Here is a 26309-nt window from a genome sequence, read left to right on the forward strand (position 1 = left end):
AGAAAAACTACTAACTATCAGTATTAAGCTGGTAGTTTTTTTATTGCCAGAAAGAGAAAGGAGCTTAAGTTGGTAGAAGAGAATGAAATGTTAGAGATCGTCACTCCGATGATGGAGCATGTATGTGATCACCTGTGCCGGTTTCCCGGAGAAATCAGTGATCAGGAGGAATTAACAAGATCTGCGGAGGTTGTCAGATGGGAGATCATATCTGCAATATACTGAATACATATAACGCAGCATGTCAGCTTCAGGTAGCGGTGGAGATAGTAAGATCTGAACTCCTGAAGAAAGGTGACTGGTACTATGCGTTGGTCGAATCTATTTATAGATATCTACAAAAAGCTGGATATATTACCTCATGGGATCAGCTGGCAAGGGAGCTGGCGGACCAGATTGTGGGAATTGAGCCAGAGCAGGAGGCTTGAATGAAATCATTATTACATTATCCCGGCAGCAAGAAACGGATTGCCTCCTGGATAATTGAAAATATGCCAGAGCATCACAGCTATCTTGATCCGTATTTTGGAGGAGGGGGTATGTTCTTTGAGAAACCTCCTTCCAAGATTGAAACGGTGAATGACCTTGATGGTGATGTGGTCAATTTCTTCCGGGTGATTCAGAATCCGGAAAGCTGTCAGGAGCTGCAGGACTGGCTTACATATACGCCGTATTCCAGGCAGGTATATGATGAATCCTTTGTAAAGGAGCCACAGTCACCGGTGGAAAAGGCAGGGTACTTTGCAGTCAGATCAATGCAGAGCCACGGCTTTCGCCTAACTGAGAAATGTGGCTGGAAGAAAGATGTTCACGGCAGGGAAGCTGCCTATGCAGTCCGGAACTGGAATCGTCTTCCGGAATCACTGGCAGAAATGGCGATCAGGTTGAAAGGCGTACAGATTGAGAATAAGCCGGCGCTGGAGCTGATCAGAGCGTTTGATCACAATAACGTCCTGATCTACCTGGATCCGCCTTATGTACTGTCCACGAGAAGCCGGGAGCAGTATAGGTATGAAATGTCTGATCCGGATCATGAGAAGCTACTGATGACGGTGATCTTCAGCAAAGCTAAGGTCATGATTTCCGGATATGACTGTGAACTGTATGACTGTTATTTGAAAGGCTGGAGGAAAATACAGATTCCGGCCAGAGCGCAGAACAGTCTTCCGAGGGTGGAGACGTTGTGGATGAATTTTGAACCGGTAAACTTATCATAGATGGTAAGTTGTGGGTTGAGGCATAGAATAATTAAATATTGGAACAGATACTACGCCTCCACCATCAACGAAGACATCCACTTCGTTATAAGCAGTGTCTTTTATTTGTACACTTGATAACCATGGTTGAATAATCGTAGAACATGGTTCTGGACTCTCATAAAATTCAATAAATACTTCTGCTTTGCCGGGATCCGCAACATGATATATATTTCCAGGATATGTGCCATAAATTCTGGCATAATCACACGGACGTGGTAGGTCAGCTAGAACTAAAACGTTAATAATGTCATCAATACGATAAGCAATAACAGATTTTATATTCATAATTTTAACTCCTTATAAAATCAATTTTAAGTATATATTTTACTAGCATTATATTAGTTGTTTATATTGGTGTTACATAATTATTGAGAAAAACAGAAATACAATTTTAACAGAATGAGCTGAAATTTTCCAGAGGAGGGATACATTGAGAAAATCATCAAAAGACTGCAGAGCAGACAGAGCCAGTGTAAACAGCCGCATACAGGCCGAGGCGGATGCAGCTATAAAGGCACCGTCGGTTATGAGTTTCAGTGCGCAGATGCCAGCTTATACATATACAAGCCTGTGTCCGGATCCGAAGTTAAGGAAGCCACCGAGACAGAAACGGGAACACCCAGAAGGGATACAGCCTGCGGTTACGGAAAAGATATGCCTGATCTGCAGGAAGCACTGGCCGTCTGATTGCAAGCGTGCGACCTGTGATTGTAAGGGTCAGGGACATTTATTCAGTACGGGTGTTTATTATCAGAGGAGGAGAGGAGGCAGAGCAGATGGCACTTAAAACTTTATATGCTGTATACGATAAAGGGAAACCATTAGGAGAACATACCACTAAGGAGTGGGAGAATCTGCTTTCTATACCCCGACAGGCAATAAGAGATTACGCCCGTGAGGGAAGAATCTACGGGAAACGGTATGAATTCAAAATGATGGGAACGATTGCATCTGAGAAGTCAGAGCCGGATCAGGAGGATACAGGTATCACAACGCGTGAGCTGGCAGAGTTTAAGCAGTCTGTGAAAGTAGGGGACAAGTTCGCTTACAAGAGTTACCGGAAAGACTTCGTTCGGGGTGTGCGGGTTGAATCAGAGAAGATGATTGTGGTTAGAAAGTTTCCTCACCTCGTTCAGGTGGAGAGCCTTACGGAACCGAAGAGGACTGCAACCATGAGCTATGCAGAACTGTATAAGCAAAAGAAACGTAGAAAGAAGAAAAAGACAACAGGGAGGTGACAAGGTTTGGACAAAGAAATACTGGTCCAGTATTGTGAGATGAGGGAAGAAATCAAGGATATTCGCCGGCGCAAGGAGCAATTGGAAAAGCAGATTAGAAATCTGGGTATCGTTTCGGATTCTGTGAAAGGGACCAGATCTGATGGAACTTACGGAAGTATTAAGATCACAGGATATCCAACACCAGAACATTACCGGAAAAAGGCAGCTATTGAAAGACTCCAGAAAGTACTGGACATCAAAGAGACTGAGCTACTGGAGCTTATGACTCAGGCAGAGGAATACATTGAATCTATCCCCAAGAGTGAGGTAAGGACCATGTTCCGGTTGTATTACATAGATGGGCTTCCTTGGTGGAAAGTGGCGCAGTCCATGAATCGAATGTTTCCGAAGCGGCGGGTAAGGTTTACGGAGGACGGGTGCAGAATGAGAAATAATAGATTTTTTGGAGAAATTTAGAAATGTTCGGTCATGTTCGTTAAAATAATGGTAGTATGATACCATGCAGGAGCCAGATGGATATGCATAAGTATTTCCGTCCTGTATTTCTCTGAGATGATGAATGTATGAAGCGCCGGAGAGTGGCAGTCTACTTCAGGGGTAGTCACAAGTGACTTAATTTAATGTTACTGCCTTAACAAAATGGTTTGGAAACCGAAACCCTCATGCAGTTGGTGTTGACGGCGCGACATGGACTGCAATCCCCCTATGGTTGCCGGGTATAACAGTTTGGCAGCTGATTAAAGCCGACGTTCTTATGCCTTTCTTCATGGCTTTTCAAATCGGATAGAAAGCACGTTTAGAATTCGATGTATTGAACGCATCAATACTGGGGCGCGGAACACATGATGGCAGCCCCCTTTCCCCCCAGAGGGAGATCCCGGTCCGACTCCGGGTGTTCCGATTGATTTCCATTTATACTTATTCTCCTTTTTAAGAACGCCTGTTGATTTTATGTCGATGGGTGTTTTCTTTTACTTAAATCTGTTGTAAAATGAAAGAAAAAAGGGGGTCTTAGAAATGGATTTTGATTCTAAGCAAAAAGTATTGGTTGCAATATATATGGAGTATCAAAAAGATATTCCAGATATGGAACAAATAACTGCTGCGTCAGTAGGAATGGAAAAAAAAGTATTTTTAACTTCGTTGGAAAAACTGGAAAATGAGTCTTTGATAAGGGGGATAAAATTTATTCGAGGAGGTGGAGAGACGCTTATGGCTCATATGGTCCATACCATGATGACTCCATATGGTTTAAATTATGTGGAAAATAAACTAAATATCCAGCCGGAAAAGTCTGGTCTCGAAAAAATGAAGGATATAAGCCAAAAAACGGCAGCGTGGGGCTGGAATGAGGCAAAAGATTTTGCCGCAAAGGTTGTTTCAGAAATTATACAAAGTCAAGCAAATAAGTAAATAACACAAGAATAATTAACTCTACAGAGGCGGCCAACCCCGTCTCTTTTTTAATACCCAAAATGAAACGATTGAATTTCAATATTCCTTTTTACCTAATTATGGTATAAAATATAAGAAAACATAAGAAAACAAAAGGGGATAAGGCATGTATGATTTTACTTTGTTTTGTATAATTATTTATTCAATTGTTATGATGTTCTTAGTTATATTTAATTGGGATTGGCTATCTGAACATCAACATAGAGGGGCAAATAGTTGGCTTAAGGAAAAATGGGGAGATAAAGGAGCACGAATTGCAACTGGAGTATTTACAATAGTTTTTCTAGTGTTAGCAATACTAATATGGAGAAATTTTTAGTGATAAAAGATGGCTTAGGCTGTCTTTTTTCAATTTCCACAAAACAAACACGATTAGAAGGGAAGTGAGACTGATGGCATTAACAGCCAAGCAGAAAATATTTGCAGATGAATACCTGATTGATCTTAATGCTACCAGGGCTTACAAGGTGGCTTATCCAAAGGTCAAGAATGATGAAACAGCCTCAGCTGCAGGAGCCAGATTGTTAAGAAATGTTAAGGTTGAGGATTATATCCAGAAACGCATGAAAGATCGGGAAAAACGTACTGAGATCACCCAAGACATGGTTTTAAAGGAGCTTGCGAAGATTGGATTCGCCAATGTTACAGATTATGTAACGATTGAAGGTCCCTATGTAAAAGTTAAGCAAACAGAAGATATTCCAAGTGAAAAGATCGGTGCCATTGCAGGAATTAAAGAAGGTGCAAACGGTATTGAGATTAAGCTGAACGATAAAGGGAAAGCCCTGGAGCTGATCGGCAGGCACTTGGGAATGTTTAAGGATAAACTGGAGGTATCCGGCACCCTGGAAACAGAGAAGACAAAGCTTGACGATCTGATCAATCAAATGCGTGGTGGTGATGGATAATGAGCAATGAACGTCTGCTTCTGTCAGAGAAGTACAAGGCCTTTCTTAAACACGATGCTCCGGTGGAATTTCTCGAAGGGACAACAGCTGCGGGTAAAACAACGGTTGGTCTTTTTAAATTCATGCTTAAGGTTGCGGAGAGTCCCAAGAAGCTGCACATCATAGCAGCAAAGGATACCGGTACTGCTGAGAAGAACATCATCAACAAGGATCTGGGGATTATAGATGACTTCGGGATCCTGACTGAATACAACGGTAACGGAACCAAGGACGATAAGATTCCCCACATTCTCTTTCATACATCGTCTGGTGACAAGGTGATCTATGTCATGGGCTATGGAGACAAAAAGAAGTGGCAGAAAGCCCTGGGCGGCCAGTATGGCTGCCTGTATATTGATGAGATCAACACAGCCGATATTGAGTTTGTAAGAGAGTCAGCCATGCGGTGTGATTACCTGATGGGAACGCTTAACCCTGACGATCCAAACCTTTCGGTCTACAAAGAATATATTAACTGCTCCCGTCCGCTTCCTGAATGGAGGGAAGAGACACCCAAAGAAATACTGGAAGAACTACGAGAGGAACCAAAGCCCGGCTGGGTGCATTGGTTCTTTTCCTTTACCCATAATTTGGGTCTGTCAAAGGAGAAGCTGGAAAACATTATCCGGAATACTCCAAAAGGCACGAAGATCTGGAAGAACAAGATCCAGGGCTTACGAGGCAAGGCAACGGGCCTGATCTTCCCGAACTTTGATCGGAAAAAGCATGTGGTTAGTAAAGCTCATGCAAAGCAGTTTATACGAAACCAAAATGACCGCCATCATACAGAATGGTTTGTACACTTTTCTGCAGGGCTTGATACGTCCTATTCCCAGAAGTCACCGGATACGATTTCCATGAGCTTTATCGGGATCACGAACCGGGGGAACTGCTATGTACTTGACGAGAAGGTGTACAACAATGCAGACTTGGGAACGCCTCTGGCCCCTACGGATACGGTCCATAACTATATTGATTTCCTTGATCGCAACCGGAACGAATGGGGATTTGCAAGAGATACCTTTATCGACTCTGCAGATCAGGCAACCATAACGGAGTTTCTAAAATATAAGCGCTTGAATGGCTGTGTTTACAATTTTAATGATGCATGGAAGAAAGAGCAGATCATTGACCGTATCATCAATCAGTTAAACTGGTTCGCCGATGCAGGAGCAAAGCCATGTTTCTATATTGTGGATACCTGCTCAAATTATATCCGGGAGCTTGAAGTATATAGCTGGCTGGAAGACAAGGACAATACACCAGAAGACAGAAACGATCACATGGTAAACAGCGTGCAGTACGCATGGCTGCCATACGAAGTAAAAATCGGAACAGGAAGGAGGGCTTCATAAGTGGGTTGGTTTAAGGATATGTATTTTAAATTGCTTAAGATTGTAGGAGCAAAAGAGAGGCAGGTGGTTATAAAGGAACCGCTATCCTTTCAGGGTAATGTCTTAAAGAATAAGATCTGGTACCGTGGAGATCCCTCAGAGCTGGAGCAGTTTTTTAAACAGACTGCCTACTGTGATGTATTTAAGGCAAGGTTCTGGGCTTCCGTTCCATACAGGAAGGTAAGAAAGATTCATTCTGGCATTGTGGGAATCGTGGTGGATCGGTTTAAAGATATCATAACCGCAGATCTAAATGATATCAGCTTCGGAGAAAAAGGAGACAGCCAGCCTTTAAAGGAACTATGGGATGAGATTGCAGAGGATAACAACTTTGAAGGACTCTTAGGTGAAGCGGTGGCCGGTGCGCTGTCAACCGGTGATGGAGCATTTAAAATAAGTCTGGATCAGGTCAGTAAATATCCGGTCATAGAATTTTACGAAGCGGACCGGGTGGAGTATAAATACCTGCGGGGCAGGTTTAGTGAAATTATCTTCTCGACAAGCTACTCATATCCAGATAACAAGGAAAAGGAATACCGCTTAGAGGAGACTTACGGGAAAGGGTATGTGCTTTATAAACTATTTGATGATGCCGGTGGAGAAGTTCCGCTTAAGACTCTTCCGGAGACGGCAATTTATGAAGACACCGGCTATGATGGGGATTACATCATGGGAGTACCCCTAATCTTCTTCACATCAAGCAAGTGGAAGGGAAGAGGCAAGGCGCTGTTTGAGGGTAAGACGGATGATCTGGACGCTTTGGACGAAGTGATTAGCCAGTGGCTTGATGCTGTTAGAAAGGGTAGAGTAAACCGGTATATCCCGGAGGATATGGTTCCCAGAGATCCCAATACTGGACAGCTGATAGAACCAAATGAGTTTGACAACGATTACATAGCCATTGGAGCAGTAAAGAAAGAAAGCTACAGTGATAAAATTGAAGTAGTTCAGCCCCAGATATCATACGAAGCGTATCTAAACAGCTATACCTCCTTTCTGGATCTGGTGCTGCAGGGTATCATTTCTCCGGCCACTCTTGGTATTGATCTTAAGAAGACCGACAATGCAGACAGTCAGAGGGAAAAGGAGAAAATCACCACACACACCAGAGGAACCCTTGTTAAGGTGCTGTGTAAGGTCCTTCCGGAGCTTGTTAGTAAAGTCATAATGACTTATGACCAGATGCAGGAAAAGGCTCCTGGTGAGTATAAAGTTTCCGTCAAATTTGGAGAGTACGCAGCTCCAGGCTTTGATGCTGTTGTGGAGACGGTGGGAAAGGCCCGAACCAGTGGAGTCATGAGTATAGAGAAATCCATAGATGAAATGTATGGCGATACCCTGACAGAAGATGAAAAGGCAGAGGAAGTCAAGCGGATCAAGATTGAGCAGGGGATCTTTGAGACAGAAGAGCCAGGACTAAATACGGAAGGGGTGAAGGTGGATGATAGTTCAAATCGGGAACAAACCATACAAAATGGGTCAGGCGGAGTACCAGAGGTTTCTTGATGAAGTGGCAAAGCCAGAGGTACCATTTGGAATATATGCCGTTGAAAAGGACGGTCATGCGCTAATGGTCATAGATAAATGCCATAGTATCACCCAACTAAAGAAAAAGACACAGGAATATAAAAAGCAGGGATTTAAAGTCTTAGCAAACGGCAGGTGATCCCATGAATGAGTATGATATTTCCGCCGCTTTTGAAGCGATTGAACAGGAACTTATCGCCTCTATGATCCGGAATATGAACCGGCACAAAGCTGAGGAACTTAAAGAAGGATATGACTGGTCCATGTGGCAGACGGAGCAGCTTAAGGCTCTGGAAAAATATAAACTGGAAAATCAAAAAAAGTACAGCAAACAGTTTAAAAGCGTCAATGCTCAGATCGGGGAACTTATCTGGCAGGCCAGACAGCAGGGAGGATTGAAGCAGGAGGAGCAGATCCTCCGAGCTATCAAGAATGGATTCAAAAGCTATAAGCCCGCTTCGGTAGCTATGCAGGCAGAGTTTTTTAAACTAAATACCCGGAAACTGGAAGCTTTGATCAAGGCAACCAGTGACGATATGAAGAAAGCAGAAACAGCAGTCTTGCGAATGGCAAATGACCAGTATCGTAAGGCTATTTTTAATGCCCAGGTGTATGCCAACTCCGGAGCCGGTACTTATAAAAAAGCGGTGGATATGGCTACCAAGGATATGCTTTCCCGTGGGCTTAACTGCGTGGAGTATAAGAATGGCGCACGCCATGCTCTGTCAGACTATGCAGACATGGCAATCCGGACAGCCAGTAAGCGAGCCTATTTGCAGGGAGAAGGGGAGAAGCGTCAGGAATGGGGAATCAGCACCGTGATTGTGAACAAGCGTGGAAACCCCTGTCCCAAGTGCCTCCCGTTTGTAGGAAAAGTTCTCATCGATGATGTCTGGAGTGGAGGCAAGGCTTCTGATGGGCCTTATCCCCTTATGAGTGCCGCCATTGCAAGAGGACTCTATCACCCAAGGTGCAAGGATAGTCACAGCACATATTTCCCTGGGATATCTACGGCAGAAGACACTTGGACAAAAAAAGAGTTGAGAGCTATTGATCAAAAGTATAAACAGGAACAGGACCATCAATACACCAAAAGGCAGGCGGATAAGTATGGGCAGTTGACACAGTATTCTCTTGATAAAGAAAACAAAGAAAAATACAAAAATAAAGCAGATGAATGGTCAAAAGCATCGCAAACTGATATAATACAGGAAGGAGCTTTTAAAAACCTTGTTATCGATCAACTCCCTACCATGGACAGTATCAATTCAACTCAGGACAGAAAAGTATTTGCAGAGCAGCTGATAGATCGGTTAGGAAATGAACGTAATAACATACCGGTGAAACTTCGGAAAATGGATGCCAGAGGAGGGTGTAGCTATTATCTTCAGGCTGATAAAGGTATTTGTGAGTATGTAGAATACGCGCTCCAATCTAATGATGAACGCTCCCGGCCTTATCAAATAAAAACAGCTTTTCATGAATCCTATCACTTGTCCTTACATGGACGAAAATGGGATGCAGTAAAGAATGGTCGCCCAAGTGAAAAATGGCGCATTATGGAGGAGACTTTCGCAGAGGTGGCAGCCCATCATGCTGCAGGGTTGTACGGTATTGGGGAGAAGCTTGCACCGGCTTATGGAGATATTCTTGCAAAGACTCTTCCCAGGCTTAAAAGGCTGCCTAAGTTTAAAAATTGCAATAACGCGATGGACTTTGGAAAGATAGCATGGAGAGATCGTCTTCTTGGGAATAGTGGTGTTTGGGAACAACTATATGATGATGTTTTCTCTGTGAATTTTGATGAACGAAGCTATTATAAACAATACTATAAAAGCATTGAACTGCATAAAAAGGAGTTGCTTGATAAGTTTTTTGAGAATAATCCCAAACTGCGGCAGTATGAGGACATGATGGAAGATGACCTGAAAAACGCATTATTAAAGATTGACCATGGAATATCGCTGGATAATTTAAGCACGAATGAGCGTGTGATATTTTCAAACGTTATAGTAAATGCTATGTGGAAGGAGGGAATAAAATAATGGTTTACATTCCGAAACAGTGGCTTCATGATCCAGAAAATGAAGGTAAAGTACATCAACTATTTGAAGAGTATTTTCCAAACACTTGTGTTTTGTCTACGGAAGATTTGGAAAAGCAGAAAGAATTTCCTACCAGATTGAAAGAACTGGGAGAGTTGGAGATCCTTAAGCATTATGAAGAAGGGGATATTGTAATGAATGGCTGATACCACTGACCCATTAACGGATTGGTGGTATTTTTATATTTAAAAGTTGCGACCGTCGCAACAGATCGGAGGCAGTATGCACCGGATAAGAGAGGATCCGATATAATTAAATATCATTACTGATAAAGCGCGCGGGATTTCCTGGGCGTTATTTTATTGCATAGAAAGGATGAGATCATGAAAAAAGAAGAATTTATCGCACTGGGAATTAGTGAGGAACAGGCAGCCAAAGCGGCAGAGGCTTCAAAAAAGGAACTTGAGTCCTATGTACCTAAAACTGATTATGACACAACCAATCAGGCAAAGGGACAGCTTGAAAAGGATATCAAGGACAGGGATAAGCAGCTGGAAGATTTGAAGAAAAACAGCGGGGACAATGCGGAACTGAAAAAGCAGATCGAAACCCTGCAGGCTGAAAATAAAGCAGCCGTGGAGAAAAATGAAGCAGATATGAAAGAGCTGAAGCTTTCCACTGCCATTAAGCTGACCATTGCTGAGTCTGCTCAGGACGCAGATCTGGTAACTGGCTTGTTTGACAAGTCTAAACTGATTCTTTCTGACGATGGAAAGGTTACTGGTTTGGAGGAGCAGTTAAAGTCCATCAAGGAATCAAAACCTTTCTTGTTTAAAGAGGCAACAACTCAGCAGCAAAAAAATACTGGTTTCCGTCCTCTGGGTGCACCCGGTCAGCAGACACAGGGAGGAACTAAAACTGATGACGGCAAGGTGGATATGAAATCGGCCATTGAAGCAAAGCTTCAGGCGCAGATGCCTTCCAAATAAAAATTAAGGAGATGAAAAGACTATGGCTATTACGTTAGAAGAAGCAAGAAAAAATGTGCAGGACGACCTGCAGATCGGGGTGATTGATGAATTCAGAAAATCCAACTGGATCCTGGATCATATAACTTTCGATGATGCCGTTTCCCCAACAGGAGGCGGAGCAACCCCAACCTATTCCTACACCAGACTGAAAACACAGCCTACGGCGCAGTTCCGTGAGATCAATAAGGAATATACGCCCCATGAAGTCACTAAGGAACGCCATTCCGTGGATATTAAGGTATTTGGTGGATCCTATCAGATCGACCGTGTTATTGCCAATATGGGCGGTATCGTATCTGAGTTAGAGCTTCAGCAGTCCCAGAAGATCAAGGCAGCTCAGGCGTTGTTTAATGATACATTTATTAACGGTGACAGTGCGGTGGATAGCAATGCTTTTGATGGTCTGGAAAAAGCCCTGGCTGGTAGCTCCACAGAGTACAATACTGGAGCATCTGTCATTGACTTATCCACATCCCAGCTGGTGACAGATAATTTCCAGTACTTCCTGGATATGCTTGATGAATTCCTTCGCGGACTTGATGGGGAACCCTCATTCATTGCCGGTAATACCAAACTGATCTCTAAACTGAGAGCGTGCGCAAGGCGTGCCTCCATGTATCAGGTGACAAAGAGCGACTGGGGAACCAATGTGGAAGTCTATGGAAATATTCCTTTTGTAGATCTGGGAGCAAAGCCGGGAACCAATAATGAAGTTGTGGACATTGACGCAACCAAAGGAACCACTTCCCTCTTTGCAGCAAGACTGGCGCTTGACGGACTCCATGGTGTGTCCTTCGCAGGAGTAGCGCCAGTTCAGACCTGGCTTCCTGACTTTACCACAGCGGGGGCAGTAAAGACTGGTGAAGTGGAGATGAATGCAGCAATCGCCTTAAAGGCTTCCAAGGCGGCCGGAGCATTCCGTAATATCAAAGTAAAATAAGGAGGAGTTTCCATGAAAGTATTTGCACCCAACAAACAGTATACAGGTACGTCTGCCAGCGTACCTTTTTGCAACGGTGTGGGGGAGACAGAGGATCCCCGCCTGTTACATTGGTTCAAAAGTCATGGCTATGAAGTAGAGGGTCTGCCAGAATCAGAAGATCCTGCGGAAGATCAAAGGGAACCTCAAGAGGAGATTCCCGAAGTCCCGGAAGAAAATGCAGAAAAAGAACCTGATAAGGAAGTAAAGAAAGGAAAATCTGCGGGCCAGAAAGCGGGTGAGTAATATGCCTTATGTCCCCTATGTAACGCCGGATTTTTACAAAGAAACCTATCAAGGCAGCACGGTACCAGAAGATGAGCTGGAAAGAGCGCTTCGTCAAGCCAGCCGCCATATTGATTCCCTGACTTACAATCGAATTGTGGGTCGGGGATTTTCCAATTTGACTGAGTTTCAAAAGGAAGTCATTCAGGAAGTGGTATGTCTTCAGGCGGAATTTGAACATGAAAATTCGGAAGTAATTGATACGGTTTTATCCAGTTATAGTATCAATGGAACATCAATGCAGTTTGGCCAGGGGTGGAATGTATTCACGGATAAAGGAATTGCCATGAAGCGAGACGTATATGCCCAGCTGTCTCAGACAGGCCTATGCTATAGGATAGCGAGGTGAAGTTATGAAATACCCATGTTTAGTACCAAAATGCCTGTGCAGGACAGATATTCATGTTCAACTAGAAAGTGAGGAAACTAACAATCTGGGAGAACCGAAATACAAGGCTGATCTGGATTTGAAATGCAATTTTCAGGATCGGTCGAAGACAATCCTCACAGCGGAAAAGAAGCTGGTCCAAATAACCGGCACAGCCATGTTCCCTGGTGACATCGCGCCAGACTTCCCAACCTTAAGCGGGGGTACCGTTACTGTATTTGGTCACGAGAGGCGGATTGAGCAGGGAACAAAGAACCGGAATCCTGACGGTACCGTAAACTTTTGCACCTTGGAGGTAATCTGATGCAGGTTAAATCTACAGTGAAAATGAATATGCCACGGATCCGACAGCTGACTCAGGCCGCCGTAACCGCTTTGGAAATGACTGTAGAAGCATTACACACAGAGATCATTCAAGCCCAGGTTATGCCGTTTGATACAGGTAATCTTCAAGGGGAAAGTTTCTTTGCTGATTATTCCGATTCTTCCAAAGGAAAGGTACAACTTGTGACCAGTACCCCTTATGCAAGGCGATTATATTTTCATCCGGAATATAATTTTCAGACTGACGAGAATCCCAACGCAAAGGCGCACTGGTATGAGGATTGGGAGCCAGGAGGAAGCAAGGCGGATTTCGCTCCCAATGCATATAAGAAATTTTACAAGAAAGTAGGTGGTGTGTGATGCTGTCTTTAAAAGATGTACGCCAGTATATATCCAGTCTGAACATTGCTGCAGACGATAATGTCTATATTGGAAAGCTGGATAATAAAAAGCAGAAATCCATTGGTGTTTATAGCCGACCAGTAAGTGGCAGCCCCAATATTGCCATTGGTGGACTAGAATGCACCACCTACGATACAAAGCCGATTTCCCTCCTGATCCACTGGAATAAAAGCAAGGACGAGACGGAGAGAGCGGCTTATAACTTATTTGAGAAACTAAGAAGTATAACCAGCCTCACAATAGGAGATACGTCTATCAATTATCTGAGCTTGATGGTTCCTGAACCACAGGACATAGGGACAGATGATACAGGAGTGTATGAATATGTGATTTGGCTGGATTTTATTTATGAAAGGAACAGGTGAGATTTATGTCGGAAGCAGCAAAGGTATATCCAGTTTATGATAACAAGTTCAATGTCGGCTTAAACGGGCTTAAGGATACTATGGCAACGATTGCTAACTTAACGAACTTTGCCCCAAGTATCGAGGGCGGAGTAGAGGAGTGGAATTCCATGGAGCATGGAGGTTGGGGAGATGCCATGATGACCAGCAAGAAGCTGTCATTCTCTTTTCAAGGAAAGCGTACTTACGGAGATCCGGGAAATGATTACGTGGCAAGCCTTGCTTGGAAATCCGGAAATGATACGGTCGCACCTTTTGAGTGGGAAATGCCGTCGGGGGCCAAGGTGTCTTTTGATGCGATTATCAATGTGACCACCCCTGCAGGTGGAGACAGTACAGCGGTAGACGCTTTGGAGTTTGAAGTGAAATGTAAGGGTAAGCCAAATTTTACCCCAGCGGGGGCGTAGATCCTGTGCAATCCGCGAAAATGGAAGAACCAGAAGAAAATAATGAACCAGATGTAGAGCCAGGAGATTAAGACCTGGCTTTTTTTGAAAGGAGATATAGATATGGCAAAAATGATTGATATCACAGAGAAACTTACATTCGAGGGAAATCCCTCTTTGATGATTAAAGGAAAGAAACTGGAAGTAAACGCAGATGCTCCCACCATGTTAAAGGTTATGGGACTTATGGGTTCTAATGATCCGGGGGTAAATGAGATTTTAAAAACCTATGACATGATGTTTCCAGAGAAATCCAAAAAAGAAATTGAAAAGCTGGGGCTTGGTTTTACCGATTTGATTGTGGTCGTCCAGGAAGCTGTTGGTTTAATTGTAGGAGAAGTAAACAACCAGGGAGAGCAGTGACCCGTACTACGATTTATTTGAAGACTGGGATTTAATCATTTCCAGTTTTCTATCGCAGTACGGGTTGCGTATTCGCACAAAAGAGTTTGAGTCCGTAAGTTGGGATGAGTTTAAGTCCCTGATTTCCGGAATCGATCCGGAAACTCCACTGGGGCGTATGGTAGCAATCCGATCAGAGACAGACAAGAATGTTATCAAGAACTTTAACAAGGACCAGAAACGCATATATGATGCCTGGAGAAACCGGAAAGCAGAAACAATGCCGACGGAAACCTATGATCAGGAAATGATAGCTCTGGAGCAGATGTTTGCACAGCTATGCGGGAGGTGATTAAAATTGAAAAGACAAAAGTAAAATGCCCCCATTGTGGATACGAGCAAAATATCTTATATGATAAAAAGAACGCATCCTGCAAGGGTGTTTTTATACGGTGCAAAGCAAGGCACTGTAAAAAAGATTTTGAACTGATAATTAACAAAGACAAGTAGTGCCACTGTGCCGATGTCTGTTTGATGCAGATAAAGGTAGGTGGTATAGTTGGCTGATAGTGTAGGGCAGATCGGGCTCGATCTTGTCGTTAATCAAAATAATTTCAATAGGCAGATGGCCGGTATCCAGGGGCTGGCCAAAAAGGCAGGAGCGGCTCTGGCTGCCGCTTTTGCTATAAAGAAGATTATTGATTTTGGTAAGAGTGCAATCGAACTGGGGTCAGATCTTACAGAGGTACAGAACGTTGTTGATGTGACATTTCCTAAGATGTCAAAACAGATCGATGCCTTTGCCAAGAATGCAGCGCTTTCGTTCGGTCTTTCCGAGACAATGGCCAAGAAATTCACGGGTACCTTTGGAGCCATGGCGAAAGCTTTTGGCTTCTCAGAAAGTGCTGCCTATGATATGTCTACCACTCTGACCGGTCTGGCCGGAGATGTGGCATCCTTTTACAATCTGTCACAGGACGAGGCTTATACAAAGCTGAAATCCGTATTCACCGGTGAGACAGAAACACTTAAGGACCTGGGTATCGTAATGACTCAGAATGCCCTTGATGCCTACGCCATGGCAAACGGGTACGGAAAAGTAACAGCTAAAATGTCCGAAGCGGAAAAGGTGACTTTGAGATATCAATTTGTACAGGATCGACTTACCCTGGCTTCCGGGGATTTTATACGGACCAGTGACAGCTGGGCCAATCAGGTTAAAATTTTAAAACTGCAATTTGATTCCTTAAAAGCAACTATTGGTCAAGGGCTTATTAATGTGCTTACTCCGGTTATCAAGGTAATAAATACCATAATTTGGAAGATAAACAGTCTTGCCGAGGCTTTTAAATCGTTTAAGGAGTTAATATCTGGAAAGAAAAGTGACACAGCTGCGGGCGTGGAAGCCGTTGCGGATGCAGCCGATAATGCTTCAGGAGCAGTTAGCGGAACTGGGGCAGCCGCCAAGAAAGCGGGCAAAGATATCAAGGGAATGACTTCCGGAATTGACGAATTAAATATTATAAGTGCGGATACCGGAGGCGAAAGTGGCGGATCAGGTGAATTTGGTGGATATTCTACGGAGGAATCGGGCGAGAATTTGCAGGATGACGCTGGTACAGAAAATGCAATTAATAAATACCAGGCTTTAATTGATAGAGCGCGAGAACTGAAAGATCTATTAAAGACTGGTTTTAGTATCGGTTTTGGAGACACATCAGTCATTGATGGCATTCAGAAGTCCATACAAGGTATTGGACAGAACCTCAAAGGGATATTTACAGATCCAGCGGTTTTAGATTCTGCTGAGGAATTTGGAAACCGGATAGCGGTAAATCTGGGAAAATCTGCAGGCTGCATGGCTTCTATAGGGGCGACACTTGCAGATAATTTGCTTGGTGGAATTAATAAGTTCTTAGAGCAGAACAGTCAGAGGATTAAAGATTATCTGGTATCCATGTTTGATATTGGCGCAGAGATCGCCGACATTGTGGGTAATTTCAATGTAGCGTTCGCGACAATTTTCTCGGCTTTTCGAAGTGACAGTGTAAAGCAGATCACAGCGGATGTTATAGGCATTTTTTCAAGTGCTTTTATGGGAGTAACAGAGCTGACCACAAAAATGGGAAGAGATGTTTTAGATGCTTTAACTGCCCCATTTATCCAAAACAGGGATCTTATTAAAACAACTTTAGAAGATACTTTCTCCGCAGTAGAGCCTGTTCTCTCTGAAATAAAATCTATTATTGATGAAGCATTTACAAAAATCAACGAAACCTATGACACTCATATCAAGCCTATGCATGATTCATTTATGCAGGGGTTTACAGAAATAGCAACAAAGTTCCTAGAACTTTACAATACATATTTTCTTCCGATACTCACAAATCTATCCGTACAGTTCCAGGCTTTCCGAGAAGAATATTTATCCCCTCTGATTGATAAGTTCATGGAGTTTACGGGCAAAGTGGCAGATGCAATAACTGTGCTTTGGGAAAACGTGTTTAAGCCCTTTATTATTTGGTTCATGGAGACAGCAGCTCCGATTATTGCAGAATTTGTCCAGAATGTGATAGACGGATTCTTTCAGTTCTTTGAAGGTGTGAGTAAAGTTATAGGCGACATACTTACAGCTTTAGGCGGTCTTATGGATTTCATTGTTGGAGTTTTCACCGGTGACTGGAATCTAGCATGGGAAGGAATCAATACATTCTTTAAAGGCACCTGGGATTCGATGAAGGATGCGTTATGGGTAGTAATTAATGCCATTGCATCTATCATTAAAACTGTTCTTGATACAGTAAAATCTGAATGGGAACTCAGATGGAATTTAATTAAAACGTCTCTCTCAAATACCTGGACCTTAATGCAGGACATTGTCACAAGAGTTTCCGAAGCCATAAGAGATAAATTGTCAGAGATCTGGGACAGTGTAAAGCGGACTATTGAGGAAAAATGGAATGCCATCAAAGAGTGGTTTGATCAGATCTGGCAAAAAATTAAAGATGTGTTTAAGCTTGATGAAATGACACAGATCGGCAAAAACATGATGGATAAATTATGGGACGGAATGAAGGGAGTATGGAACGATATTACCGACTGGCTGGGTGGAATCGCGCGAGCGGTTGGCGATGCTTTTGACAAAGTTATTGATGGAGCAAAGAACGTATTCAGCAAGGCGAAAGATGACGCAGAAGATAATGAGGAAAAAGACTCCTCTGGCCCAGGTAGTACGAAAGGTCATGTGAACAGCGGTCCTGGAGTAGAAGGCCATGCAACCGGAGGCTTCCCCACTTCCGGCAGTCTGTTTGTGGCGAATGAAAACGGCAATCCTGAAATGGTTGGAAACTGGGGAGGTAAGGCTGCCGTTGCCAATAATATGCAAATCACAGAAGGCATTACAAGAGCGGTACAGTATGGCATGAGATCTGCTATTGCTCCGTTAACCTCCAGCATAAGCGCCATGGTTAGCAATGCTACCCCGCAGCTGTCCCTGATCGGGACCACAGGACGCAGTGCTGGCACAACCGATCAGGTTCAGAACATGGCAAATCAGGTTATGGGTATGCCAACAGAATCCATGTCCGATCATTATCTGTCCCTTATGGTGGAATTACTGCGCAAGATCATAGAGCTGATCGAAGCAATGGATCTGACTGTAAATATTGATATTCGAGAGATTAAAAGCAAACTTGCTGATCTGGATAAGAGAAGCGGTTTTTCAATGAGAACAACGTAAAGGAGGCGGTACTGTATGGCAGTGCTCACAATCAATGGCCGGGAGTTTCCGTCTCCTGACATTGGTGGAAATTTAATTATTGCTACGAATGTAAGTGATGGCAAAAATGCAAAAGGCGAGTTTATTGGTCAGAGAGTAGGAAGGGATCAGCATAAATTTGAGGGGTTACAGTGGAAGTTTTTAGATGCTGCCACCTGGTCGTCCATGCTGCAGGAGTTTGATAAGTTTGTAGTCACGGCCAGGATTCCGGACATGGTACATAATCAAATGATGACTATTCGTGTGTATCCAGGAAACCGGACGGCAATGCCTATAGCTTTTGACAGCGATGGACTACCCACCCTATATCAGGATTGTAAGGTGAATATTATTGACTGTGGGGTGATGGAGTAATGCAGGCAGCGAGTACCCAATACAAGGATCACATGAAGTCAAAAGATCGCCTGCGCAACCAGACCTATATCCGGGTTACCATCGGTCTGATCAACCAGGAGGCACAGGCCAGTGCGTACATACCAAGTCATGAGAACTATGCATATTATTCCAGCTTTAAGCGGCCTTTAGAGAATTATGAGGTTCAAGAGCTTTATGCCACTTGTGATCAAGACTATACACCGGTAGATGGCAGCATGTACTTTCTTCCAAGAACTAGGGCGGATGTGGTGTTAAATCAAGGGATTGTGTCAAAAGAACTTATGGGGCCGGTGGAAATCCGGTTTCCAATCCAGCATGATATTAAGGGCCTGACCTTGGAATTTGGGAAAGCCTTCCCGGTGGATTTTATTGTAGAATCTGATAACAACACAGTGGAAATTACTGGGAATACTGTAGGGCATTTTGTAACAGAGGAGATTTTTACAGGAGCAACATTCCTGCGCTTTACGCCATCCCGAATGGCAAACGGTCAGAGCCGGTTCCGGATCCATAAGATCACTATGGGGATTGGCATCTATTTTGATAATCAGCAGATTCTGTCTGCTACCAAAAAGGAACATATCAGCCCAATCATGGAGGAGCTGCCGACCATTGACTTTAATCTGTCCGTGAATAATAAAGACAGAGCATTTGATATTGAGAATGAAGAAAGCTCCGTAAACTTCCTGGAGATTGGCCAGGGCATAACGGTCCTATATGGACAGGAGCTTGATGATGGATCAGTGGAGTGGCTTCCGGGAGCAAAGGTACAATTAAAGGAATGGTCTGCAGATGATGAGGAAATGAGCTTTTCAGCAAGTGACCGGTTCGACTACATGGACGGGACTTATCATAAAGGTTTGTATCGTCCGGACGGCATCAGCCTGTATGACCTGGCACTTGATGTGCTTTCCGATGCGAGAATTGATAGCCGGACGTACTGGATTGACAGTTATTTAAAGTCTGTGAAAGTGGTAAATCCAATGCCGGTTGTCGCACACAAGGAAGCTCTGCAGCTGATTGCCAATGCTGGCCGGTGTATTCTCTATCAGGACAGAGAAGGGAATATATTTCTGAAATCCAGCTTCATTCCGGCCATGGAAGCCAGTTCAAATAACGAGACTTATTTCAGTCATGCAGGATCCGTTTTGGATAAATCGCCTAAGATGCCGTATGCAATGACAACACAAAACTATACAAGCGTAACCCCTACACGGTATTTTCTGCCAAGGCAGGAAGAAGGTGTTATCTATCTAAATACCGGATATGTTTCAGAGGCTGTGGCGGGAAGCGATGGATCCTTTGCATTCAATCCAACTATAGAAATTAACCTGGAAGCCTCCTTCAAATGCTTCGGATTGAATTTGGAGTTTGGTAGCAATAATCCTTTGGAAATGGTCTTTCATGCCTACCAGGATGGGGAACTGGCGGAGGACTACACTGTAACAGATCTGACTGCAACGAAGGTCATTAGCCATGAATTTGAGGAGTTTGACAGGCTGATTTTGGAGTTTACTAAGGGATACCCGAATAACCGGATAGTCTTAAATAATATCACTTTTGGAGACAGAACCGATTACGTTTTTGAATACGGTCATGAATTGACCAAAACTCCAAAAGGGACACAGCTTACCAAGGTCAGAGATCTGCAGATAATTAGAACGCTTTACAATCAGGCAGGAGAGAATAAGGAACTGGCGAAAGAAATAATTGTGGTAACGGCCACAGATAATCGGTATACCTTTTACTTTACCAATCCAGCGTATGACCTGTCCTGCGCGCTTACGACACCAGAAGGGGGGCAGACGGCGACTATTATAGATAGCAGCAATTATTTTGCCACGGTGGAAGTTATAGGGGTTACGGGGACTGTTGAGGTATCCGTATCAGGTAGAGAATACACAACTGCTAAAACTAAAGTAAGCCGGCAGTTAAACCCAACCGGCAGTATGGAAACATGGGAAAACCCTCTGATATCAGATGTGGTCCATGCCGCTAATATTGCGGACTGGATTGGTGATTATCTAAAATCGGATCGGCAGTATGATCTTCAATATCGTGGAGAACCTAGGATCGATGCGAACGACATTGTATTCCTGGAGAATAAGTATGTACCGGATCTTCTCCTGCGGGTATATGAGCATACTTTAAAGTTTAATGGAGCCTTAAGCGGCACCATAAAGGCAAGGAGGGACATGAGTAATGTGGCAGCCGCCAAAGACTAACTGGAAGGAAAATGACTACTTTAACATAGTGGACTACAACCGCATAAAAGGAAACATAAACGAGATCCGGTCACAGGCACTTTTGCTCTGGCCGGATTTTGAGTTTGAGGAAATGGGATCCGACAAGACCTATCAGGACTATGGATTCTATGCGGATGAGATCAACCGATTCGAGGCTAATGTGGATCATATAGGCGCAGGAACTTACCCCTTTAAAGTGGGTAACCGCCAGATCTTCTATGATAATCAGCCCTTTATTGACTGGAAGGAACTAAACCGAATTGAGGAGGCCTGCAGGTTGATCTACAGCAATATACAAAGCCGATACTACGGCAGAAAAACATTATCTTTTACACTGAATGGAGGTGCTTTTTAAATGGGATTAAAAACAGATTATAAAGATGCCATGTTTGATGGCCAGCGCCGGTACCGCCTGATCCCAAATGAAGATGGGACTTATAGTCTCCCGGACGAAACAGCTTATACCCAGAAGGGTGATAAGTTTGGAGCCAACGATATAAACGCTACTAATAGGGCAATTAATCAAATCAATCATGTGGCAGAGGTTACCTTGACTGTTGCAGACTGGAACGGGAGCGCAGCTCCTTACACGCAGACGATTCCGGTTCCGGGAGCAACAGAAGATATGGAGGCTATGGTGGTGAGTGCATTGGCAGACGGAGCCACGGAGACCGTTCAGAAGTCCTACAGTAAAGCCTTTGGGATTGTGACAAGTGGAACAGCTTCTTTGGGTGAAGGGACGGCTACTTTTAAGGTCTATAAAAAGCCAGAGACGGATATAAGCATTGGATTGAAAGGAGTGTAATTCATGGGAAAGATATGGATGCCCGGTGGCGGAGGAGGTGCTGACCTTGAGATGGTGACGGCTGAAAGACCTGACGTACTGACTGGAAAAGTAATTGTTGATAAAGATGGTAATCCGTTAGCTGGAACAATGCCAGACAACGGAGCTGTAAACCAGTCATTGGGAATTAACAGTACATATACAATACCTAAAGGATATCATAATGGACTTGGGAAGGTAATACAAAATGTTGCCTCAATGGCAGGGCAGACCATCAACCCTACCGCCTCCCAGCAGACGGTTTCCAGTTCCGGGAAGTATATGACCGGGAATGTGGTGGTAAATGGAGTATCTAATTTGACAGCCGCTAACATTAGAAAAGGGGTAAATGTTGGAGGTGTGGTAGGTTCGTTCCAGGGTTATGTACCTACTGCAAGCGATTTATATTTGAGAGGGAATAGTTATACATCATGGTTGTATATACAGCAAGATAAGTTCCATTTTGAATCAGGAATGATATATGCTTATGGTAGTGGTGGTTCACCAGCCATTGGAGCAAGTATAAATTTAACTGGATATAATTATTTAAATGTTGAATTGATGTGTACTTTGTCAGATCGTATTTATCTTAGTATACAACAGTCAGATTTATATTCTAGTAGTATAGTAGCAACATCACCTACTCTTAGTGCAAATACAACGACAACAGTATCTCTTAACATATCAGCGTTATCGGCAGTAAGAATATTTAGTATAGGTATAGTAAATTACAGAACCTATTATATTTATCGTATTTGGTTATCATAGAGGGAGGTTTACCTACTATCCATTGCCCAAAGGCAGTGGTTTCTATCTATGATAACAGAAAGGATTTTATTTATGAAAATTTATACAGATATTAATTATACGATATTGGCATTAGATGATGCTCCCACTTGTTGGGAACATTGTGTTGAAACAGAACAGACTCGCGAAAAAATGTTTGGTACTCTTTGCGATGCTTGTATTCAAGGATACAAGTATGAACCGCAATATGAATTTCTCTTTAAAGAAGATGGAAACCACGAAAGAGATGTAGAATCCGGGGAATTATTATATAAAACGGATGAAGACGGGGATAAGATCCAAATCGGCTACGCCTGCTATCCCTTTGTAGATTATAAAACACTTACACTTATTCAAAAACAGTATGAAGATTCTCAAAAGCAGATTAAGGTCCTCAATGCTCAAATAGAATACATGTCCATGATGTCCGGCATAGAAATGGAGGCAAACAATGAGTAAGAATTATGAAAAGGTAAAAAGGCTTTATAATACTGAAGCCTGGCCACTGAACTGGGTGCAGGATGCGGTCAATCGCTGGATCACGGCGGCTGAGTACCAGGAGATCACCGGAAAAGAATATGAGAAAGAGTGAGGATAATGGAAATGGATAGAATTACAGAACTGCTTGCCTTGGCATGGGGAAGCCCGATTATTAAACTGGTTATTTTAGCAGTAGTAATGGATACCTGCTTTGGCTGCATTAGAGCGATTAAAGAGCATGAGTTTAACAGCTGTTTTGGCATTGATGGCGCGATCCGGAAGATCTCCATGGTAGCGTCCCTGGCGTTCCTATTAATACTTGATCGGATTGTACATTTAAACCTGATCGGCTTCATTCCGGAAGTGATCCGGTCTTATCTGCCGGTTAGTGCCATTGGAGTGGCGGAGTTCTTCGGACTGCTGTACATAGCGTATGAGCTGGTGAGCATTCTTAAAAACATGACACTGTGCGGTCTACCGGTGAAGCGGTTGTGGGAGACAGTGAAGAAATTCCTCACACAGTACACGGAAGAACTGCCGGATAACACTTAATCTGTTGCGACCGTCGCAACGGTTGTAATGTCACAACTTTATGGGCCTGGGATTATCCTGGGTCCTTTTCGATTGGAGGAAAATAATATGCAGATAAATAAATTACTTACACCCTATAACCATAATACCGGCACCGTGGACCGTATCAAGTATATCGTGATCCATTATGTCGGTGCAACCGGAGGAGCTGAGGCAAACTGTAAATGGTATGCCGGTGCCGATCGGAGCGCCAGTGCACATTATTATGTTGACTTTGATGGATCCGTGTGGCAGTCCGTAGAAGATCAGAACATAGCATGGCACTGCGGGGCGAAGAAATATGTACATCCTGAGTGCAGGAATGCGAACAGCATAGGTATTGAAATGTGTGTCCGGAATAAAGGCAGCAAAGCAGATACAAGCCGGGACTGGTATTTTGAGGACGCTACGGTGCAGACAGCCATTGAATTGACCAAGGATCTTATGGCAAAGTACAACGTACCCGCAGATCATGTGATACGACACTATGATGTGACTGGGAAGATTTGTCCGAACCCTTATGTCTATAACCATACGCAGCATACATGGGAGGATTTTAAGACAGCACTGACAGCATCAGAGGTTAAGAAGTCGGGCTGGAAAGAAGAGAACGGCGGTTGGCGATTCTATAATGGGGATACCGGGGAGTGTGTGCGGAATGATTGGCACTATGACGAAGAAAAGGACCTCTGGTACTGGTTTGACGGTGCCGGAATGATGGTTACTAATACCTGGTATAAATATAACGGTGACTGGTACTATTTGGGACCGAACGGGGTTATGTGTCAGTCACAGCTGGTTGAGAATTCCGGAAAGATCTATGCCGTGGACGCTGAAGGTAAGATGATCACCGAGCCGTTGACGCTCACACCAGATCTGGATGGGGCTTTGCAATATCCGGGATTAGTGAAATAGTGCTAAATTTGTTTGGTAAGGTTACCCATTGTCCAGATTGAAACAAGATGATAAGATGAGGGCATTCTAAATCATAAATGAAAAAGCTGAAATCCCAGAATACTATAATCGATTATATTAAAAATTTACAAGTCATTTGTTACATTCAGATGGCTTTCTTTTCTGCGCTTTATTTATTGATTTAGAATATTTATAACATCAATAATTACAAAAGATAAATTTTGGAGGTACATTGTATGAGTAAGAGAGCATTGCTAAGATTAGTAACGAGTATTTGCTTTATGCTTTGTGTAATGATTTTTGGTCAGGTTACTGTATTTGCAGATGAAGTTAAACCTGATTATGAGTATAATTTTGATAGTGAAGCAAGATCTTTAGTTGTAGACACAGGAACCAGTAGCAATAAAGTAGATGGCACTTCCTATGGAGATAATGCAGAAAAATTTTATACTGGATATGATGGTATTGGAAAGGCTAGATATTTTAACGGTATTAATGATTATATTAGTTTTAGAAATAAATATATTATGCATCCAGGTGAAAAATCACTTAGATTTAAAATGAAAAAGGAAGCTTCTACATTTTCAGGAAAAGTAGAAGCAATAATTACTAATACTAATTTGGGCCATGGCTTTTTTGTTGGTATAGGCGCTGAATCACACTCATATTGTCCAGCAGCTAAGAATGGTACTCTTTATATATGTTCATTAAGGAGTGGTCCTAATATTAATTTCGAAATCCAAACACCAGAGAGCGTATGCGACGGAAAGTGGCATGATGTTTTCTTCGTTTGGGATGGAACCAAGAATGAAAATTCTGTCAAGCTTTATCTGGATGATATGTCCAGTCCAATTGCTCAAACAACAGCAAAATATGATAATGAACCTGACCCTGGATTTGGTGTTACAATAGGAAAATTTTCAGCTATAAGACCAGAAACGAATGAGAATGGTATGTATAATGGATATATAGATAACATTCAATTATATAATACAGCTATATCTTTAACGTCTGCCACAACCTCAAACCTTAAAGCATTAGGCAGTAATTCCAAAGTAGACTTAACCTGGGACGCAGTAAATAAAGCTACAAGTTATACCGTTAAGCGTGCGATAACTGCAGGAGGACCATACACAGCTATTGCTACCGATATAACGGATACTTCTTATACCGATACGGCTGTCACAAACGGAACGACTTATTACTATATTATAACCGCGATTAATAACGGTACAGAAATAAGCGATTCCAATGAAGCTTCCGCAAAACCTATCACGGATCAGACACCTCCCACAACCGAAACTAAATTAAAAGTAGTTTTAGAGGTTGCCGAATCACTCCGATTAAGTGTTGATGATGACTTAAATGTTAATGCACAAATGTCCTGGTCTTCTTCAGATCCAACGGTTGCCACAGTAAATGAAAAGGGTATAGTGTCAGCTTTGGCACCAGGTAATACAGTCATAACAGTTAAGAGCGTAGACGGATCCTATACAGATTACATAAATGTATTAGTTGTAGAGAACGCAGACGATTACAGACTTGCAATTGATTTAAAAATTGGAGAAACAGCCAGATTGACAGCAGATGATTTTACTAACACAGCAAATATCACATGGGCTCCTATGGATTCATCAATAGCCAATGTAACCAGCAAAGGAAAAGTCACAGCACTGAGCAAAGGATTGGTTTTAATCTCTGCAAAGGATGCAGAAGGAAACATCATTGGCAGAGTATATGTAAGAGTAAGAGAATAATCTGAATTAGTCCTATTTAGCAAAACAATATTATTCTTTTATGCAGGGAGCGGGTATTCCGCTCTCCCACTAATATTACAGATACCTACTAAGTCCAGACGAACTGGCGC

35 protein-coding genes and 1 pseudogene are annotated in these 26309 nt (G+C 43.0%); 35 read left to right on the forward strand and 1 reads right to left on the reverse strand.

What is annotated here, in order from left to right; translation table 11 throughout:
• Nucleotides 1-69: 69 nt before the first annotated feature.
• From RZO55_RS20195 to RZO55_RS20205, 3 genes are read left to right on the forward strand one after another with little or no spacing between them, the layout of a single operon-like run.
• Nucleotides 70-225 carry a hypothetical protein gene (locus tag RZO55_RS20195; RefSeq protein ID WP_318066062.1) on the forward strand — a complete coding sequence of 52 codons (156 nt, stop codon included), beginning with the start codon at nt 70-72 and terminating at the stop codon, nt 223-225.
• Complete coding sequence (locus tag RZO55_RS20200) at nt 198-428, forward strand: hypothetical protein (RefSeq protein ID WP_318066063.1); 231 nt, start codon at nt 198-200, stop codon at nt 426-428. Before RZO55_RS20195 ends, RZO55_RS20200 begins: the two co-directional genes overlap by 28 nt.
• Nucleotides 429-1217, forward strand: coding sequence for a DNA adenine methylase (locus RZO55_RS20205; protein WP_318066064.1), 789 nt, complete (start codon nt 429-431; stop codon nt 1215-1217).
• Here RZO55_RS20205 and RZO55_RS20210 read toward each other — a convergent pair.
• Entirely contained in the window at nt 1212-1544 is a 333-nt protein-coding gene (locus RZO55_RS20210; RefSeq protein WP_318066065.1) for a hypothetical protein, read from the reverse strand. The genes RZO55_RS20205 and RZO55_RS20210 overlap by 6 nt on opposite strands.
• Nucleotides 1545-1689: 145 nt before the next feature.
• On the opposite strand from RZO55_RS20210, the gene RZO55_RS20215 reads away from it, so the two are divergent.
• The 32 genes and pseudogenes from RZO55_RS20215 to RZO55_RS20370 all read left to right on the forward strand — a co-directional run bounded on the left by RZO55_RS20215 (nt 1690) and on the right by RZO55_RS20370 (nt 26199).
• Nucleotides 1690-2046 (forward strand): hypothetical protein, encoded by a 357-nt coding sequence (locus RZO55_RS20215; protein ID WP_318066066.1) that lies wholly within the window; start codon nt 1690-1692, stop codon nt 2044-2046.
• A complete protein-coding gene (locus tag RZO55_RS20220) occupies nt 2036-2497 on the forward strand; it encodes a hypothetical protein (protein ID WP_318066067.1) in 462 nt (153 codons plus the stop codon). The genes RZO55_RS20215 and RZO55_RS20220 overlap by 11 nt, the downstream gene beginning before the upstream one ends.
• Before the next feature lie 6 nt (nt 2498-2503).
• Nucleotides 2504-2956 carry a hypothetical protein gene (locus RZO55_RS20225; RefSeq protein ID WP_318066068.1) on the forward strand — a complete coding sequence of 151 codons (453 nt, stop codon included), beginning with the start codon at nt 2504-2506 and terminating at the stop codon, nt 2954-2956.
• A 561-nt stretch (nt 2957-3517) separates the two neighbouring features.
• Nucleotides 3518-3913, forward strand: a complete 396-nt coding sequence (locus tag RZO55_RS20230) for a YjcQ family protein (RefSeq protein WP_318066069.1) — start codon at nt 3518-3520, stop codon at nt 3911-3913.
• Nucleotides 3914-4061: 148 nt separating this feature from the next.
• Complete coding sequence (locus tag RZO55_RS20235; RefSeq protein ID WP_318066070.1) at nt 4062-4274, forward strand: Imm17 family immunity protein; 213 nt, start codon at nt 4062-4064, stop codon at nt 4272-4274.
• A gap of 73 nt (nt 4275-4347) precedes the next feature.
• Nucleotides 4348-4863, forward strand: coding sequence for a terminase small subunit (locus tag RZO55_RS20240; protein WP_318066071.1), 516 nt, complete (start codon nt 4348-4350; stop codon nt 4861-4863).
• Nucleotides 4863-6257 (forward strand): terminase, encoded by a 1395-nt coding sequence (locus tag RZO55_RS20245; protein WP_318066072.1) that lies wholly within the window; start codon nt 4863-4865, stop codon nt 6255-6257. Before RZO55_RS20240 ends, RZO55_RS20245 begins: the two co-directional genes overlap by 1 nt.
• Complete coding sequence (locus tag RZO55_RS20250; RefSeq protein WP_318066073.1) at nt 6258-7802, forward strand: phage portal protein; 1545 nt, start codon at nt 6258-6260, stop codon at nt 7800-7802. It abuts the gene before it with no gap.
• Nucleotides 7771-7962: a hypothetical protein gene (locus tag RZO55_RS20255; RefSeq protein WP_318066074.1), complete on the forward strand. Its 192-nt coding sequence runs from the start codon at nt 7771-7773 to the stop codon at nt 7960-7962. The genes RZO55_RS20250 and RZO55_RS20255 overlap by 32 nt, the downstream gene beginning before the upstream one ends.
• Nucleotides 7963-7966: 4 nt before the next feature.
• Nucleotides 7967-9868, forward strand: a complete 1902-nt coding sequence (locus tag RZO55_RS20260; RefSeq protein ID WP_318066075.1) for a phage minor capsid protein — start codon at nt 7967-7969, stop codon at nt 9866-9868.
• Complete coding sequence (locus tag RZO55_RS20265; protein ID WP_318066076.1) at nt 9868-10074, forward strand: hypothetical protein; 207 nt, start codon at nt 9868-9870, stop codon at nt 10072-10074. Before RZO55_RS20260 ends, RZO55_RS20265 begins: the two co-directional genes overlap by 1 nt.
• Nucleotides 10075-10251: 177 nt before the next feature.
• The gene (locus RZO55_RS20270) at nt 10252-10857 is read left to right on the forward strand and encodes a phage scaffolding protein (RefSeq protein ID WP_318066077.1); all 606 of its coding nucleotides are present in this window, start codon (nt 10252-10254) and stop codon (nt 10855-10857) included.
• Nucleotides 10858-10879: 22 nt separating this feature from the next.
• Nucleotides 10880-11839: a major capsid protein gene (locus RZO55_RS20275; RefSeq protein WP_318066078.1), complete on the forward strand. Its 960-nt coding sequence runs from the start codon at nt 10880-10882 to the stop codon at nt 11837-11839.
• Nucleotides 11840-11851: 12 nt separating this feature from the next.
• Nucleotides 11852-12124 (forward strand): hypothetical protein, encoded by a 273-nt coding sequence (locus RZO55_RS20280; RefSeq protein ID WP_318066079.1) that lies wholly within the window; start codon nt 11852-11854, stop codon nt 12122-12124.
• Between the two features lies 1 nt (nt 12125).
• Nucleotides 12126-12512: a head-tail connector protein gene (locus RZO55_RS20285; protein ID WP_318066098.1), complete on the forward strand. Its 387-nt coding sequence runs from the start codon at nt 12126-12128 to the stop codon at nt 12510-12512.
• A gap of 4 nt (nt 12513-12516) precedes the next feature.
• A complete protein-coding gene (locus tag RZO55_RS20290) occupies nt 12517-12855 on the forward strand; it encodes a hypothetical protein (RefSeq protein ID WP_318066080.1) in 339 nt (112 codons plus the stop codon).
• A complete protein-coding gene (locus RZO55_RS20295) occupies nt 12855-13235 on the forward strand; it encodes a hypothetical protein (RefSeq protein ID WP_318066081.1) in 381 nt (126 codons plus the stop codon). Before RZO55_RS20290 ends, RZO55_RS20295 begins: the two co-directional genes overlap by 1 nt.
• Nucleotides 13235-13642 carry a phage tail terminator protein gene (locus RZO55_RS20300; protein ID WP_318066082.1) on the forward strand — a complete coding sequence of 136 codons (408 nt, stop codon included), beginning with the start codon at nt 13235-13237 and terminating at the stop codon, nt 13640-13642. Before RZO55_RS20295 ends, RZO55_RS20300 begins: the two co-directional genes overlap by 1 nt.
• Before the next feature lie 5 nt (nt 13643-13647).
• Nucleotides 13648-14088, forward strand: coding sequence for a phage tail tube protein (locus RZO55_RS20305; RefSeq protein WP_318066083.1), 441 nt, complete (start codon nt 13648-13650; stop codon nt 14086-14088).
• A 102-nt stretch (nt 14089-14190) separates the two neighbouring features.
• Entirely contained in the window at nt 14191-14490 is a 300-nt protein-coding gene (locus tag RZO55_RS20310; protein WP_318066084.1) for a hypothetical protein, read from the forward strand.
• A gap of 13 nt (nt 14491-14503) precedes the next feature.
• A pseudogene (locus RZO55_RS20315) lies at nt 14504-14821 on the forward strand (Gp15 family bacteriophage protein); the annotation flags it as partial.
• Nucleotides 14822-15028: 207 nt separating this feature from the next.
• Complete coding sequence (locus RZO55_RS20320; RefSeq protein WP_318066085.1) at nt 15029-18208, forward strand: phage tail protein; 3180 nt, start codon at nt 15029-15031, stop codon at nt 18206-18208.
• Nucleotides 18209-18223: 15 nt separating this feature from the next.
• The gene (locus RZO55_RS20325) at nt 18224-18601 is read left to right on the forward strand and encodes a hypothetical protein (RefSeq protein ID WP_318066086.1); all 378 of its coding nucleotides are present in this window, start codon (nt 18224-18226) and stop codon (nt 18599-18601) included.
• Nucleotides 18602-18633: 32 nt separating this feature from the next.
• Entirely contained in the window at nt 18634-20847 is a 2214-nt protein-coding gene (locus RZO55_RS20330; RefSeq protein WP_336624341.1) for a hypothetical protein, read from the forward strand.
• Nucleotides 20825-21223, forward strand: coding sequence for a hypothetical protein (locus RZO55_RS20335; RefSeq protein WP_318066088.1), 399 nt, complete (start codon nt 20825-20827; stop codon nt 21221-21223). Before RZO55_RS20330 ends, RZO55_RS20335 begins: the two co-directional genes overlap by 23 nt.
• The gene (locus RZO55_RS20340) at nt 21224-21673 is read left to right on the forward strand and encodes a hypothetical protein (RefSeq protein ID WP_318066089.1); all 450 of its coding nucleotides are present in this window, start codon (nt 21224-21226) and stop codon (nt 21671-21673) included. It begins immediately after the preceding gene.
• A 3-nt stretch (nt 21674-21676) separates the two neighbouring features.
• Complete coding sequence (locus RZO55_RS20345; RefSeq protein WP_318066090.1) at nt 21677-22459, forward strand: hypothetical protein; 783 nt, start codon at nt 21677-21679, stop codon at nt 22457-22459.
• A gap of 72 nt (nt 22460-22531) precedes the next feature.
• On the forward strand, nt 22532-22936 hold the full coding sequence (locus tag RZO55_RS20350; RefSeq protein WP_318066091.1) for a hypothetical protein: 405 nt from the start codon (nt 22532-22534) through the stop codon (nt 22934-22936).
• Nucleotides 22929-23069, forward strand: coding sequence for an XkdX family protein (locus tag RZO55_RS20355; RefSeq protein WP_318066092.1), 141 nt, complete (start codon nt 22929-22931; stop codon nt 23067-23069). Before RZO55_RS20350 ends, RZO55_RS20355 begins: the two co-directional genes overlap by 8 nt.
• Before the next feature lie 11 nt (nt 23070-23080).
• A complete protein-coding gene (locus RZO55_RS20360) occupies nt 23081-23509 on the forward strand; it encodes a phage holin family protein (protein WP_318066093.1) in 429 nt (142 codons plus the stop codon).
• Nucleotides 23510-23596: 87 nt separating this feature from the next.
• Nucleotides 23597-24442 (forward strand): peptidoglycan recognition protein family protein, encoded by an 846-nt coding sequence (locus tag RZO55_RS20365; RefSeq protein WP_318066095.1) that lies wholly within the window; start codon nt 23597-23599, stop codon nt 24440-24442.
• Between the two features lie 236 nt (nt 24443-24678).
• Nucleotides 24679-26199 (forward strand): Ig-like domain-containing protein, encoded by a 1521-nt coding sequence (locus RZO55_RS20370; RefSeq protein WP_318066096.1) that lies wholly within the window; start codon nt 24679-24681, stop codon nt 26197-26199.
• Nucleotides 26200-26309: the final 110 nt, after the last annotated feature.

This window comes from Clostridium boliviensis, assembly GCF_033342255.1.
GTDB lineage: Bacteria > Bacillota > Clostridia > Lachnospirales > Lachnospiraceae > Lacrimispora > Lacrimispora boliviensis.